11 protein-coding genes are annotated in these 14397 nt (G+C 70.6%); 8 read left to right on the top strand and 3 right to left on the bottom strand.

Annotated elements, in window-relative coordinates; all coding sequences use genetic code 11:
• The coding region (locus NS3_RS20195; RefSeq protein ID WP_067862085.1) for a sensor histidine kinase at positions 1–2842 on the bottom strand (2842 nt) is incomplete at its 3' end.
• Between the two features lie 318 nt (positions 2843–3160).
• Between NS3_RS20195 and NS3_RS20190 the strand changes: the two genes are divergently transcribed.
• The 5 genes from NS3_RS20190 (at position 3161) to NS3_RS20170 (ending at position 9194) form a co-directional block, all read left to right on the top strand.
• On the top strand, positions 3161–5170 hold the full coding sequence (locus NS3_RS20190; protein ID WP_067862083.1) for an AMP-binding protein: 2010 nt from the start codon (positions 3161–3163) through the stop codon (positions 5168–5170).
• 192 nt (positions 5171–5362) lie between these two features.
• Positions 5363–5749, top strand: coding sequence for a hemophore-related protein (locus tag NS3_RS20185; protein ID WP_067862081.1), 387 nt, complete (start codon positions 5363–5365; stop codon positions 5747–5749).
• Positions 5750–5791: 42 nt separating this feature from the next.
• Entirely contained in the window at positions 5792–6505 is a 714-nt protein-coding gene (locus tag NS3_RS20180; protein WP_157101439.1) for a response regulator transcription factor, read from the top strand.
• Complete coding sequence (locus NS3_RS20175; protein WP_084495765.1) at positions 6502–7923, top strand: sensor histidine kinase; 1422 nt, start codon at positions 6502–6504, stop codon at positions 7921–7923. The genes NS3_RS20180 and NS3_RS20175 overlap by 4 nt, the downstream gene beginning before the upstream one ends.
• Before the next feature lie 107 nt (positions 7924–8030).
• Positions 8031–9194: a YhgE/Pip domain-containing protein gene (locus NS3_RS20170; RefSeq protein ID WP_067862079.1), complete on the top strand. Its 1164-nt coding sequence runs from the start codon at positions 8031–8033 to the stop codon at positions 9192–9194.
• 21 nt (positions 9195–9215) lie between these two features.
• On the opposite strand, the gene NS3_RS20165 is transcribed toward NS3_RS20170, so the two are convergent.
• On the bottom strand, positions 9216–10364 hold the full coding sequence (locus tag NS3_RS20165; protein WP_067862077.1) for a citrate synthase 2: 1149 nt from the start codon (positions 10362–10364) through the stop codon (positions 9216–9218).
• Between the two features lie 135 nt (positions 10365–10499).
• On the opposite strand from NS3_RS20165, the gene pdxH reads away from it, so the two are divergent.
• The 3 genes from pdxH to NS3_RS20150 all read left to right on the top strand — a co-directional run bounded on the left by pdxH (position 10500) and on the right by NS3_RS20150 (position 13559).
• Positions 10500–11267 (top strand): pyridoxamine 5'-phosphate oxidase, encoded by a 768-nt coding sequence (gene pdxH / locus NS3_RS20160; protein ID WP_067862075.1) that lies wholly within the window; start codon positions 10500–10502, stop codon positions 11265–11267.
• A 571-nt stretch (positions 11268–11838) separates the two neighbouring features.
• On the top strand, positions 11839–13137 hold the full coding sequence (locus NS3_RS20155) for a citrate synthase (RefSeq protein ID WP_084495764.1): 1299 nt from the start codon (positions 11839–11841) through the stop codon (positions 13135–13137).
• Between the two features lie 62 nt (positions 13138–13199).
• Positions 13200–13559, top strand: coding sequence for an FKBP-type peptidyl-prolyl cis-trans isomerase (locus tag NS3_RS20150; protein ID WP_067862073.1), 360 nt, complete (start codon positions 13200–13202; stop codon positions 13557–13559).
• A gap of 132 nt (positions 13560–13691) precedes the next feature.
• On the opposite strand, the gene NS3_RS20145 is transcribed toward NS3_RS20150, so the two are convergent.
• Positions 13692–14396: a hypothetical protein gene (locus tag NS3_RS20145; RefSeq protein ID WP_067862071.1), complete on the bottom strand. Its 705-nt coding sequence runs from the start codon at positions 14394–14396 to the stop codon at positions 13692–13694.
• Between the last annotated feature and the right edge of the window lies 1 nt (position 14397).

The raw sequence follows: 14397 nt of genomic DNA, 5'->3' as shown, positions 1-14397 counted from the left end.
CGCGCTGCGGCAGACCGCCGGGGGCGGCGCCACGGGAGACCTCCGGCCTGGGCGCGCCGTTGGCGCCGGGGTCACGTTGCGGAAGACCGCCTGCCAGCGGCTGCGGGCTGCCGTTCGCACCGGGCTGGCGCTGCGGCAGACCGCCCTGGGACGGACCCGAGGGGGCGGGGCTGCCGTTGGCGCCGGGCTGACGCTGGGGCAGGCCACCCTGAACCGGGCCACCCTGAACCGGGCCGCTCTGAACCGGGCCACCGAGGCCGGGACCGCCGGGCTCGGACGGCGGAGCGCCGTTGGCGCCCGGTTGACGCTGCGGCAGGCCGCCGGACGCGGGCCGCTGAGCGGGACCGGCCGGAGCCGAACCACCGAGCGCCGCGGCGGGCGAGGGGCCGTTCGCGCCGGGCTGACGCTGCGGCAGACCACCCGGGCCGCTCGGCGCGGGACTGCCGTTGACACCGGGTTCACGCTGTGGAAGACCACCCGGCTCGGCGACCGAGGGCGCCTCACGCACGGTGGGACCGGAGACCGGCGGCAACGGACCCGAAGGCGGCTGCGCGCTACCGGGCACCGTGGTACCCGCGTTGCGCTTGGGCATGCTGGCGGCGGCGAGCTTGCCGCGCTGCGGGCCGTTGGCCGCGGCGGACGCGCTCGACTCGCGCAGGCTGGCCGAATGGGTGCCGCCGCTGCCGCTCTCGGAGGCCATGCCCGCCGAGGCGGCGGCCGAACCGGGCTGACGCTGCGGCAGTCCGCCGGTGCCGGCGCCGGCGGGGATCGCCGGGGCGATCGGACCGGAATCACCGGTCTGGATCGGACCGCTGACACCCGGGTCGACAGTCACCACCATGTTGCCCGCCGAGGTACGGGTGACCGCGCGGGTCTGCATGGTCGACGCGGGCCGCTGCGGGTTCGGCTGCAGCGGCGCGGCCTGCACGGCCTGGAGATCGGCACCGCCGGTCCCGGCCGCGCCGGTCTTGACCGGCACGATCAGGCCGACCGGCACGTGCACGGTGACCGTGACGCCGGGGTCACGGGCGGTGTCGAAGGTCGGACGAAGCCGGACCGTGAGACCGTGCCGCTCGGCCAGCCTGCCGACCACGAACAGGCCCATGTGGCGGGCGGTATCCGGGCCGGGCTCGGCGGTCTGCTCGAGTTTGCGGTTGATCTCGGCCATCTCCGCGGGCGGCATGCCGATGCCGCGGTCGGCGACCTCGATGAGCAACCCCTGGTCGTGCGCCTGCGCGAAGGTGAACTTCACGTCCGTCTCCGGCGGCGAGGCGCGCAGCGCGTTGTCGAGCAACTCGGCGAACAGGTGCGCGAGGTCCGAGGCGGACGGTTCCTTGAGCGCGCCGCGCGGGGTCGCGCCCAGCTTCACGCGCTCGTAGTCCTCGACCTCGGAGATCGCGGCGCGCAGCACGTCGGCGATCTCGACCGGGGCGGACTTGGCGCGGCGCTGCTTGGTGCCGGCCAGAATCAGCAGGTTGTCGCCGTTACGGCGCATACGGGCGGCGAGATGGTCCAGCCGGAACAGGTTCTCCAGCAGGCGCGGGTCCTTCTCGTCGTACTCCATCGCCTCGATGAGGGTGAGCTGATGGTCGACGAGAGACTTGGAACGCCGGGCCAGAGTCTCGAACATGTCGTTGACCTGGGAACGCATCTGCGCCTGATCGCTGGCCAGGCGCAGCGCCTGACCGTGGATGTCGTCGATGGCGCGGGCCAGCTGACCGATCTCCTCCTCGGAGCGGATCGGCATCGGCTCCAGCGGCACGTCCTCCGGAGAGGCGCCGGTACGCAGCTGGGCGACCTCGTGCGGCAGGTCGCTCTCGGCCACACGCAAGGCGGCCAGGCGCAGCCGGTGCAGCGGCACGATCATCGAGCGCGCGACGAAGACCGCGAGCAGCAGGGCCGCCAGAATCGTGGCGAGCACGACCGCGGTGTAGGTCCAGGCGTCCCGGTTGGCGCGGCTGGACAGGTTGCCCATGGCGGAGTCGAGGTCGCCGGTGGCCTTCGCGATGACCCGCTCGTAGACGTCGACACTGGTGGTCAGCGAGTTCTTCAGCTCACCGAGCGGGATCTTGCCCGCCTGCGCCTCCGGGCTCTCGATCAGGTCGATGCGGGTGTCCACGCCCGCGCGCAGGTCGGCGATGGCGGTGTCGCCGTCGGCGAAGCGGTGCGCCAGCACGTTCAGCAGGTGCCGCTCGGTCTCCGAGGCGGTCACGAACTCGGCGACGCCCTTGTCGAAGCTGTGCAGGACGGTGTTGAACGCGGCGAGTTCGGTGACCAGCGTCGCGCGGGTGTTCAGCGAGTCCACCAGGCGCAGCTTGGCCGCGTCCATGGCCGGATCGCTCACCTGCGACACGGTGCCCTCGACGATGCTCACGCTCTCGTTACGGATCCGGTCGATCCCGCCGAGCGCCTCGGTCGGCTCCGCGGCCGCCTTGCCCCTGGCGAGAATCGCCCTGGCTTCGGTGACCATCGTCGCCAGCGAGGCCTGCGACTCGTCGCGGCCGTCGAGTTTCCCGTTGGCCGATTCCGCGGTCGCGATGGCCTCGTCGAGCTCGGTGAGGTCCTGATCGGTCACCACGGAGGCGCCGGGTATCAGGGACACCATCTGCGAGCCCGCGACCGTCGCGGCCGCGGCACTCAGGCCGGTCACAGCCGGAATGACCTCGATATTTTCCGCGACGCCCTCGAGCCGATTGGCTTCGCCGAACTCCGTGGTAATCCTCGACACTCCGAGACCGACCGCGACCGCCAGCGGCACGGCGAGAACCGCCGTAACCTTCCAGCGCAGGTCCCAATTGCCGAGCGCCCAGCGCTTCTTGCCGGACCTTGCGGCGTCACGCATCTCCCACTCACTTTCCAAACTGGCCCCATCCACGCGCCATCAGCGAACCTCCACAATCGCACTGGCTCGACAGGTGGAGCTGGCCGAGAACTGCGGCTGGCCGAGAAATTGCGTCTATGACGGCCGAAATAAGTGACATCAGATTCTAACGGATCAATAACAGCTTGGGCGACATCAGGTAGCGCCACGGGACTTGACCTGCCTCTTCCAGGCATAACCAAAGGTCGCGGCGCCCTCCCGGGCGTCGCGTGAAGTCTGCCACAATCACACAGATCTATCGAGGCGGGCATCGAAGCGAGGGCTAGGGAGTCACCGGAGTTGAACGAGAAGCGCGAGTACCGGCCGGTCTACCAGACCAGTCTGGTCGATCCGGCCGGTTTCTGGGCCGCCGCGGCCGAGGCCGTCGACTGGGATGTGCCGCCCACCCAGATCGTCGACGCAGGCGCCAAGCCGGCTGCCCGGTGGTTCACCGATGCCCAGCTCAACACATGTTTCAATGCCCTGGACCGGCACCTGCCCGAACGCGCCGACCAGCCCGCGTTGATCTACGACTCGGCGATGACCAACGCCAAGCGCACTTATACCTATGCCGAATTGGTCGAAGAAGTCGCCATCTTCGCGGGCGCGATGCGGGAACTGGGCGTGCGGCGCGGTGACCGGGTGGTCATCTATCTGCCGATGATTCCCGAGGCCGTGATCGCGATGCTGGCCTGCGCGCGGATCGGCGCGGTGCATTCGGTGGTTTTCGGCGGCTTCGCCGCGCCCGAACTCGCCGCCCGCATCGACGACGCCGAACCCGTGCTCATCGTCACTGCCGCCGGTGGCCTCGAGCCCAATCGCAAGATCGAATATCCGCCCATCGTGCGCCGCGCCCTCGCGCTCGCCGAGACCGACACCGTGCGTCACGTCGTCGTGAAGAAGCGCACACCGCACTTCACGCCGGAGACCGACGAGGACGCGCGATCCGGCGATCCGGTGCGCTGGCTGGACTGGGACGACACGGTCGCCGACGCGCCGAAGGCCGATCCGGTGAACGTCGCCGCGACCGCCCCGCTCTACATCCTCTACACCTCCGGCACCACCGGTAAGCCCAAGGGCGTCGTCCGCGACAACGGCGGGCACGCGGTGGCGCTGACCTGGTCGATGCGCAATATCTACGACATCGGCGCGGGCGAGGTGATGTGGGCCGCTTCCGACGTCGGCTGGGTGGTCGGCCACTCCTACATCGTCTACGCGCCGCTGCTGGCCGGGGCGACCACGCTGCTCTACGAGGGCAAGCCGGTGGGCACCCCCGACGCGGGCGCGTTCTGGCGCGTCGTCGAGGAGCACCGGGTGCGGGTGCTGTTCACCGCGCCGACGGCACTGCGCGCGATCCGCAAGGCCGATCCCGAGGCCAAGCTGGCCCATGCCCACGACCTGTCGTCGCTGCGCGCGCTGTTCTGCGCGGGCGAACGCCTGGACCCGGCCACCTTCGACTGGGCCTCGCGCACTCTGCTCACCGAACTGCCGGACTGCCCGGTGGTCGACCACTGGTGGCAGACCGAGACCGGCTGGCCGATCTGCGCGAACCCGCTGGGCCTGCAGCGGCTGCCGATCAAAGCGGGTTCGTCGTCGGTGCCGGTGCCCGGCTTCCGGCTACGCGTGCTCGACGCGGTCGGCAATCCGGTTCCCGCGGGCACCGAGGGCAATATCGTGATCGGCCTGCCCATGCCGCCCGGCACGCTGTCGGGGCTGTGGCACGACGACGAGCGCTTCACCCGCTCCTACACCTCGGTCTTCCCCGGCCACTACGCCACCGGCGACGCGGGGTACTTCGACGAAGACGGCTACCTCTACGTCCTGGGTCGCAGCGACGACGTGATCAACATGGCCGGTCACCGCCTGTCCGCGGGCAGCATGGAGGCCGCCGTCGCCGGGCATCCCGCCGTGGCCGAGTGCGCGGTCGTCGGGCTGCCCGACGAGCTCAAGGGGCAGCGGCCGATCGCGTATGTGGTGCTCAAGGAGGGCATCGACGTCGATCCGGCCCAGTTGCGCGACGAGCTGATCACGCGGGTCCGCGAGCAGGTCGGCGCGATCGCGGCGCTGGCGGACGCGGTGATCGTGGCCGGCCTGCCCAAGACCCGCTCGGGCAAGATCCTGCGCAAGACGATCCGCCAGATCAGCGCGGGTGATCAGGTCGAGGTGCCCTCCACCATCGAGGACCCGGCCGTGCTGGCCGCGCTGGAGGACCAGATCCTCACCAGCCGAGCCGACGCGGCCGCCGAAGCCGCGAACACGGTGGGCAACGGACAATCGCCGATGATCGAGAATCCCGAGCCGAGTACCTGAGACCGCGAGTTCCTGAGAAGCCTGGCACAGCGGCGTGAACTGCGAAAAGCCGGACGTCTGCGGCCTTTTCGAGTTCCAGTCGAGGCGATCCTCAGAGTTTTCTCAATGAACTCTCAATCCCGCGCCCCGCGTTCGCGCCTACCGTCGGGGTAGTCGGACACCAACACCCGACTGGATCTGGAGGCTCAACCGATGAATTTCGTGCGCACCCGAACCCGGCTCGCCGGCCTGACCGCCGCCACCGCTGCCACGGCGGCGGTCCTGCTCGGCCCCGCGGTCGCTTCCGCGGGCCCGGCCGAACTGGCCGAACCCCTGCTCACCAGCGATTGCACGTTCGCGCAGGTCGAAGCGGCGCTGCGGGTGGAGGCACCCGAGCTGGCCCAGCTGCTCGACGCCAACCCCAGTCAGAAGGCCGAATTGCAGCAGCGCTTCGATCAGCCGGTCGAGCAGCGTCGCGCGGAGTTCCAGCGACTGCTCGAGCAGAACCCCGAGGCCGCCGAACAGGCACAATCCGATCCGCGCACAGCCCAGCTGAGCCAGGTGCTGGCCCAGGTCGCGGCGACCTGCCAGAACTACTGATGCCGGTGTCGTTCTGATGCCCGAGTCGCATCCGCGCGGAGAATGGGGGGCGTGAGCACCGCCCCGCTGCCGACCGTCCTCGTCGTCGACGACGACGAGGACGTGCTCGTCTCGGTAGAACGCGGGCTGCGGCTGTCGGGTTTCCACGTACTGGTGGCCAGGGACGGGGCCGCGGCGCTGCGCAGCGTGACCGAGCACAGTCCCGACGCCGTGGTGCTCGACATGAACATGCCGCTGCTCGACGGCGCCGGGGTGGTCACGGCCCTGCGCGCGCTCGGCAACGAGGTACCGGTCTGCGTGCTCAGCGCCCGCTCCTCGGTGGACGACCGGATCTGGGGTCTGGAATCCGGCGCCGACGACTACCTGGTGAAGCCGTTCGTGCTCGCCGAGCTGGTGGCCCGTATCAAGGCGCTGCTGCGCAGGCGCACCGACACCGCCCCACCCGCCGCCCCGGGGGCGATCACCGTCGGACCGCTCGAGGTGGACGTCGCCGGATATCGCGCGCTGCTGCACGGACGCGAGATCGAGCTGACCAAGCGCGAATTCGAACTGCTCTCGACGCTGGCCCGCAACGCGGGGGTGGTGCTGAGCCGGGAGCGGCTGCTCGAGCTGGTGTGGGGGTACGACTTCGTCGCCGACACCAATGTGGTGGACGTGTTCGTCGGCTATCTGCGCCGCAAGCTCGAGGCCGACGGCACCGCTCGATTGCTGCACACCGTGCGCGGGGTCGGGTTCGTGCTGCGGGCGCCGAAATGAGTCCGGCCGCTGCCCGGCGCGGCCGCGCCGAGCGCCGCCGCCGGACGTTCTCCCTGCGTACCCGGGTCGCGGGCGCGGCGGCCGCCGGTGCGGTGATCCTGGTGCTGCTGGTCAGCGCGGTGGCCGTGCGCGCCATCGAGCGCATCAACCTGCAGCAGAGCGACCAGCAGCTGGCGGTGGCCTCTCGGCTGGTGCTGATCAATCCGGTGATCGCGGTGGGCGTGCTCGGCCTGACCGGGCTGGGCGACGACATGGCGATCACCGTGCGCGAGGGCGGCGAGATGCTCGCCAGCAGTTCGGTGCGCCTGCCCGACCTGCCGGTGGGCTCGCGCACCGTCACCGTGGAGGGCGTCAGGTACCGGGTGCTCACCACCACCGAGAACCAGCCCGCCGGACGCACCGTCACACTGGGCATTCCGGCCGACGAGGCCGCGCGGGTCACCGCCGAACAGCAGCGCAGGGTGCTCGGTGGCGCACTGCTGGCGGTGGCAGCCGCGGCGGCGCTGGGCTGGCTGTTCGCCGGGCGGGCGGTGCGCCCGATCGTCGATCTCACCGAACGGGTCGGCGCGCGGACGGCTTTCGGCGATCCCGATCCGGCCCGGCCGCCGGTGGACGGCTCCGGCGTGCGTGAGGCCGAGCAGTTGGCCGACGCGGTGAACACCATGCTGACGCGGGTGGATCAGGCCCAGGCCGAGACCGCCGCGGCGCTGGCCACGGCCCGCGATTTCGCCGCTGTCTCCGCCCACGAACTGCGCACCCCGCTGACGGCCATGCGCACCGACCTCGAGGTGCTGCGGACCCTCGACCTGACCGCGGCGCAACGCGCCGAGATCCTCGCCGACCTGCAACGCAGCCAGGACCGGGTGGAATCCACACTGGCGGCGCTGGAGCGGCTGGCCACCGGCGATCTCACCCAGGACCGCGACCATGTGGACACCGATGTGGGTGATCTGTGCGACCAGGCCGCCCACGACGCGATGCGGCATTTCCCCGGTCTCACGGTGCACATTCGGACCGACGCCGATCTGGTGACCCGTGGCCTGCCCGCCGGGCTGCGGCTCGCGGTGGACAACGCGCTGGCGAATTCGGTGAAACACGGCGGCGCGACAGAGGCCGCGGTACACGCGCACCGCACCGATAACGGAACGGTGGTGATCGCCGTCGACGACAACGGCACCGGATTGCCCGTCGACGAACGGGAATCGGTGTTCGAGCGTTTCCGGCGCGGCCGTCATGCCGGCAAAGGCGGCTCCGGATTGGGGCTCGCACTGGTCGCACAGCAGGCTCAATTACACGGCGGACGGGCCTATTTCACCGACAGTCCGCTGGGCGGCGCGCGACTGGTGCTCGAATTGCCGCAACGGCCCGGCAATTCCGGTTTCGCACAAGTGAATCCGCCCGAACGGCGTTCGCACTGAGCGTTTCGCACAGCGAATCCGCACGCCCGCACGAATCCGGAGAGCCTTACCGAACTCTCAGAGCTTTCTGCGAAACCGGCCCGATATCGCGCCCTAAAGTCCGGCCCGTGAGACGAATTCGAGCCCGATGGGCGATTCTGGTTGCCGGCCTCCTCGTCGTGGGCACCCTCGGCGCGTGTACGACGGCCGACCGGCCCCCGACCGGAATCGCTCTGGTCGACACCGACACCGGACCGACGGGCGCGCGGGTCGCCGACTCGCTGCGTCGCGACAGCGGCGGATACGACTGGCGATTCGTCACGGCGCAAGAGGCGAGCGACGGCGACTACGCCGCCGTCATCACCCTGCCCGCCGATCTGACGACCGCCCTCGGCTCACTGGCCGGCCCCGCTCCCCGACGCGCCGAAGTGTCCGTGATCGCCGACGACGCCGACGCCGACCGGGCACTGGTGGACGGCGCTACGACGCTGCTCACGAAGCGAATCGGCGCGACCGGCGTGGACGCCGCCCTCGCCGCTGTCGCCCAGGCGCGCACCCAGCTGACCGGTGTGCAGCTCACCGCACAGCTGCTCGGGGTCGGGGTGAACACGGCCGCCGACGGCGCGGAGCAGTTCAGCGCGGGCGCGCGGCAGATGATCGACTTCCTCGACTTCGCGAAATCCGGGGCGAGCCGGCTGACCTCGGCCATCGAGACGCTCGATGCCGCGGTCACGGGGGCGACCACGCAGGCCGAGACGCTCGCCGTCGCACTGGATTCGACGGGCATCACCCTCGCCCAGGTAGCGCAGAGCTCCCAGACCGTCGGCGCGGGACTCGACCAGATCCTGCCGCTGCTGCGCGCGCTGCCGTTCGCCGGTGACCCGGCCGTCGCCGACATCATCGGCACACTCGAAGGACTGCGCGCCCTCACCGGGCAGGCCGGGGCACCATTGACCGAGCTGGGCGCCCTCGTCGGGGACACGGTCGACTCGGACACCGACCTGGGCACCCTGCTCCGCACCGTGGCCCAGCGGCTGACCGGTGCGAGCACCCAGCTGAGCGAGGCCGCGGAGCTGGCCGCGGGCCTGCCACGACTGGCCGACGAGGGCGGAGCCCAGCTGATCGACGCCATGAGCCGCCTCACCGGAGGCGTCGATCAGCTGCAGACCATCGTCACCACTCTCGAGGCGCAGACGGGCAAGGCGATGGCGGCACTGCCGCTGCGCAGTGGCGCCCAGCAGTCCGCCATCGCCTTGGCGTTGACCGATCCGGTCGAGATCGTCCAGGAGTGAGCCGGGCGCGAGGGCCCCGGCTCAGGCGTGTCCGACGCTCGACCAGCCCGCGACCTCTTCGGGCTTGCGCGGCCCGGGCCCGGTGTAGATGGCGGCCGGGCGGACCAGCTTGCCCAGGCGCTTCTGCTCCAGGATGTGCGCGCACCAGCCCGCGGTCCGGCCACAGGTGAACATGGCGGGCATCATGTGCGCGGGCACCTCGGCGAAGTCGAGGATGACCGCCGCCCAGAACTCGACATTGGTCTCGATGGCGCGGTCCGGGCGGCGCTCACGCAGCTCGGCCAGCGCCGCCTGCTCGAGCGCGGCGGCGACCTCGAAGCGCGGGGCGGCCAGCCGCTCGGCGGTGGCGCGCAGCACGCGGGCGCGGGGATCCTCGGCCCGGTAGACCCGGTGACCGAAGCCCATCAGCTTCTCCTTGCGGTCGAGGATGCCCTTGACCAGCGCGCGGGCATCGCCGCTCTTCTCGACCTCTTTGATCATCGGCAGCACGCGGGCCGGGGCGCCGCCGTGCAGCGGACCCGACATCGCGCCGATCGCGCCGGACAGCGCGGCGGCCACGTCGGCGCCGGTGGAGGCGATCACCCGGGCGGTGAAGGTGGAGGCGTTCATGCCGTGCTCGGCCGCGGAGACCCAGTAGGCGTCGATGGCCTCGGTGTGGCGCGGGTCCGGGTCGCCCTTCCAGCGGGTCATGAAGCGCTCGGTGACCGTCGTGCACTCGTCGATGGTCTTCTGCGGCACGGCGGGCTGGTAGATGCCGCGCGCGGACTGTGCCACATACGACAGCGCCATCACCGAGGCGCGCGCCAGGTTCTCCCTGGCGGTGGCGTCGTCGATGTCCAGCAGGGGCTGGTATCCCCAGATCGGCGCCAGCATGGCCAGGCCGGCCTGCACGTCGACGCGCACGTCGCCGGTGTGCACGGGCAGCGGGAAGGGTTCGGCGGGCGGCAGGCCGTGCCCGAACTCACCGTCGACCAGCAGTGCCCACACATCGCCGAAGGTCACCCGGCTGCCGACCAGATCCTCGATGTCGACGCCCCGGTAGCGCAGCGCGCCGCCGTCCTTGTCGGGCTCGGCGATATCGGTCGTGAAGGCCACCACGCCTTCGAGACCACTGACGAAATCATCGGGAACGGTGGCGTTTCCACCGGATACCGCGGGGCTGGTAGTCATGGTGTGACTCTCCTTGCACTTCAGGTCGCATGTACTGCGAGGGCGCATGAGGTCTCGCCGAGGTGGGTGCTTCGCCGAGCCCATGCCGATCACCAGCACCTTATCCCCCTGCTACCGCGGAGTAACGTCAGCCCCATGGCTGACCTGCACAATTCCCCGCCTCACGGCGACCGGCCCGGCGACGGGGCCACCCAGCCGACGAATCTGGAGGCGACCCTGCGACAGGTGGCGGCCGACCTGGCCGCCATGCGCGTGGACTACGCCGGGGTGCCGTTCGGCTCCGGCGAGGATGTCGATCTCGACGAGACCTGGTTGGCCGGCGGCTGGGAGCCGTTGCTGCGCAATTGGATCGAGCAGGCGACCGCGGTGGGCGTCGCGGAGCCCAACGCGATGGTGCTGGCCACCGTCGCGATGGTCGACGGGGTGCCGAGGCCGACCTCGCGAACCGTGCTGTGTAAAGGCCTCTCGCCGGAAGGTGTGACCTTCTACACGAATTACGACAGCGCCAAGGGAAGGCAACTGCGCGAGGTGCCCTACGCGGCGATCACCTTCGTCTGGGCCGCCCTGGGCAGACAGGTGCACCTGCGCGGGCCGGTGGAGCGGGTGAGTGCCGAGCAGACGCTGGTGTACTGGCGCTCGCGGCCGCGCGACTCCCAGCTCGGCGCCTGGGCCTCCCAGCAGTCGCAGCCGATCGGATCGCGCGCCGACCTGGACCGGGCGCTGACCGAGATCACCGAGCGATTCGCGGGGGTGGAAGAGATCCCGGTGCCTCCGCACTGGGGCGGATTCCTGATGCGCCCCGACGAGGTGGAGTTCTGGCAGGGCCGCCAGGGCAGGCTGCACAACCGGGTCCGCGTGCGCATCGAGCCCGGCGGCATGCGGGCCGAGCGGCTCCAGCCCTGAACCGCTCGTGATATTTCCCACGGTTTTTCCCACCCGAGCCCCGGGTACCGCCGCGGGTCGCGCGGGCGGGCACGCTTCCGGCGGCCCGGCGAACCGCACGCAGGCTCGGTGGCGAACGTCGGGCGAGCGCCCGATTCCGCCAGGCGCCCGACACCGCCCGACACCCCGGCGGGTGCGCCGGGCACAGCGCGGCAGCGGGTTTCGCACGACCCCACCCGGCGGCGCTCGCGCACCGGTCCACCACTGCGACGATGGCCTGTCACCAGGGAAATCGGGTTACCGGCCGGTACTCACCCGGCGACCGTGCCGATTGTGAGCGGAACGGGTATGTTCGCCAGGGAAGTCGGCGCAGCGGGCCGGCCCCGGCGATACCGCCCGGCGCCGCTCCCCTCCCTCTCCGGCCCACCGACGGGAAGTCTCGAACGCGCCGCGACGGCGAGGCGGGCGGGCAACCCGCACAGCGCACCCTCGTGCCGAAGGAACTCGCGTCAGCGACTAGCGTCTAAGTGATCGCACCGCCGTGCCGACCGCACTCCGATGCCGACGGTCCTAGCCTGAGAGGGATCCTTCCGTGCCCGAGAACCACAACGACGCCAAGCCGGTATTGAGCTACCCCGGCGGCGAATACGCCATGACGATCACCGAGGCCACCGAAGGCAACCACGGTGTCGACCTGGGCAAGATGCTGGCCAGCACCGGATACGTCACCTACGACCCGGGCTTCATGAACACCGCGCCCACCAAGTCGGCGATCACCTACATCGACGGCGAAGCGGGCATCCTGCGCTACCGCGGCTACCCGATCGAGCAGCTGGCGGACTCCTCGACCTTCATCGAGGTCAGCTACCTGCTGATCTACGGCGAGCTACCCACCCAGGCGCAGCTCGACGAGTTCACCGACCGCATCCGCCGCCACACCCTGCTGCACGAGGATCTCAAGCGGTTCTTCGACGGCTTCCCGCGCAACGCGCACCCGATGCCGGTGCTGTCGTCGGCGGTCAACGCGCTGTCGGCCTACTACCAGGACTCGCTGGACCCGCGCGACCCCGAGCAGGTCGAGCTGTCCACCATCCGCCTGCTGGCCAAGCTGCCCACCATCGCGGCCTACTCCTACAAGAAGTCGGTCGGCCAGCCTTTCCTCTACCCGGACAACTCGCTGAGCCTGGTCGAGAACTTCCTGCGGATGACCTTCGGCTTCCCGGCCGAGCCCTACGAGGTCGACCCCGAGATCGCCGCCGCGCTGGACATGCTGCTGATCCTGCACGCCGATCACGAGCAGAACTGCTCGACCTCCACCGTGCGCCTGGTCGGCTCCTCCGACGCCAACCTGTTCACCTCGGTCTCCGGCGGCATCAACGCCCTGTGGGGCCCGCTGCACGGCGGCGCCAACCAGGCCGTGCTGGAGATGCTCGACGACATCAAGGCCGCGGGCGGCGATGTCAAGGAGTTCATCCGCAAGGTCAAGAACAAGGAAGACGGCGTGAAGCTCATGGGCTTCGGGCACCGCGTCTACCGCAACTACGACCCGCGCGCGGCGATCGCCAAGAAGCACGCCGACGCGATCCTGCGCAAGCTGGGCGGCGACGACGAGCTGTTCGACATCGCCCAGGCGCTCGAGGAAGCCGCGCTCACCGACGACTACTTCGTCGAGCGCCGCCTGTACCCGAACGTCGACTTCTACACCGGCGTCATCTACAAGGCGATGGGCTTCCCGACCCGCATGTTCACCGTGCTGTTCGCGATGGGCCGGCTGCCCGGCTGGATCGCGCACTGGCGCGAGATGCACAGCGAGCCGCTGAAGATCGGCCGCCCGCGTCAGATCTACACGGGCTATCCTGCCCGCGACTACGCCCGGATCACCGAGCGCTGACGATCCACCGGTCACACATCAGCAGTCACATTTCCATCACTCACTGTCGAAGGGGATAGCGAATGACCAAGCCGGTTGTCGAATTCCAGGCCGGGCCGCCGCCCGCCGAGCTCGTCATCAAGGACATCATCGAGGGTGAGGGCGCCGAGGCCGTGCCCGGCGGCACCGTCGAGGTCCACTACGTCGGCGTCGAATTCGAGACCGGTGAGGAGTTCGACTCGTCGTGGAGCCGCGGCGAGTCCATCACCTTCCCGCTGCGTGGCCTGATCCAGGGCTGGCAGGACGGCATCCCCGGCATGAAGGTGGGCGGCCGTCGTCAGCTGACCATCCCGCCGGAGCTGGCCTACGGTCCGGCCGGCGGCGGTCACCCGCTGTCGGGCAAGACCCTGGTCTTCGTGATCGATCTGGTCAGCGCCGGGTAACTCGCGCAACGTGCGAAGGCCCGCGTCCCGTGCTCCGGGACGCGGGCCTTTCTCGTGACACACCCCGGTCATCCCGAGTCGGTCACATTCCAGCGCGGGCAAGCCGCCGGGGCGGCCTGTCCGCTCGCCGGTTCAGTCGCCCGTCAGTGACGCCGTCCAGTCGACGGCGACCGACTCGCCGCGATCGACGGTGAAGAACGCGACCCGCAGCCGGCTGCCCAGATCGACCAGCCCGAGCGCGGCCAGCGGCACCGGCTGGGTGATCCGGACCCGCCACGGTCGCGGCTCGTCCCAGGCCCGCAATTCCAGATCCAGGCGCAGCACCGGGTCGGCCCGGCCCGCGTAGTCGGTGGCCACCGGGGCGGCGGCCAGCACGGTCGCTTCGGCCCGGCGGCCGTCGCGCAGGATGCGCGCCATACTGGTGGCCGCCTGCTCGCCGTTGTCGACGAGGTAGAGCACGACGCGGGTGGGGTCACCGGGATCGACCCGGCACAGCACGGTGTCACCGGGGCGCATGGACGCCAGGTCCGCGCGGGTCACGGGCTGGCGCACGGTCGTCTCGTAGGGCAGTTCACCGTCGAGGCGAACGCGCACCCGTAATACCCGTTCGCGATCGTCGCTGCCCGGTCGCCGGGCGGTCATCCGGGGCGCGCCCCGCCCGGTGAATGGCCACGCCGAGCGCCGCCGCACCGGCCGGATTCCCAGCACGATCGCCGTGCCGGGAGTGCCGCGCAGCAGGAGTTCACGCCGCGCCTCGGCGGTGAGACCGGCCGAACGGCGGTGGCGCGGACGGCCGTCGCGTGGCCGCCACCGGGAGTTCGCTGCAGCCTTGCTCATG

It is taken from the genome of Nocardia shimofusensis NBRC 100134, from assembly GCF_001613125.1.
In the GTDB taxonomy this organism is placed as follows: Bacteria; Actinomycetota; Actinomycetes; order Mycobacteriales; family Mycobacteriaceae; genus Nocardia; species Nocardia shimofusensis.
Note: the sequence above shows the minus strand (reverse complement) of the source record. Positions and strands in the feature narration are given on the sequence as shown.

Coding starts and splice junctions, on each gene's coding strand:
- NS3_RS20175 (WP_084495765.1), top strand. CDS start 6,502: ATGAGTCCGGCCGCTGCCCGGCGCGGCCGCGCCGAGCGCCGCCGCCGG.
- pdxH (WP_067862075.1), top strand. CDS start 10,500: ATGGCTGACCTGCACAATTCCCCGCCTCACGGCGACCGGCCCGGCGAC.
- NS3_RS20185 (WP_067862081.1), top strand. CDS start 5,363: ATGAATTTCGTGCGCACCCGAACCCGGCTCGCCGGCCTGACCGCCGCC.
- NS3_RS20150 (WP_067862073.1), top strand. CDS start 13,200: ATGACCAAGCCGGTTGTCGAATTCCAGGCCGGGCCGCCGCCCGCCGAG.
- NS3_RS20180 (WP_157101439.1), top strand. CDS start 5,792: ATGGGGGGCGTGAGCACCGCCCCGCTGCCGACCGTCCTCGTCGTCGAC.
- NS3_RS20145 (WP_067862071.1), bottom strand. CDS start 14,396: ATGAGCAAGGCTGCAGCGAACTCCCGGTGGCGGCCACGCGACGGCCGT.
- NS3_RS20165 (WP_067862077.1), bottom strand. CDS start 10,364: ATGACTACCAGCCCCGCGGTATCCGGTGGAAACGCCACCGTTCCCGAT.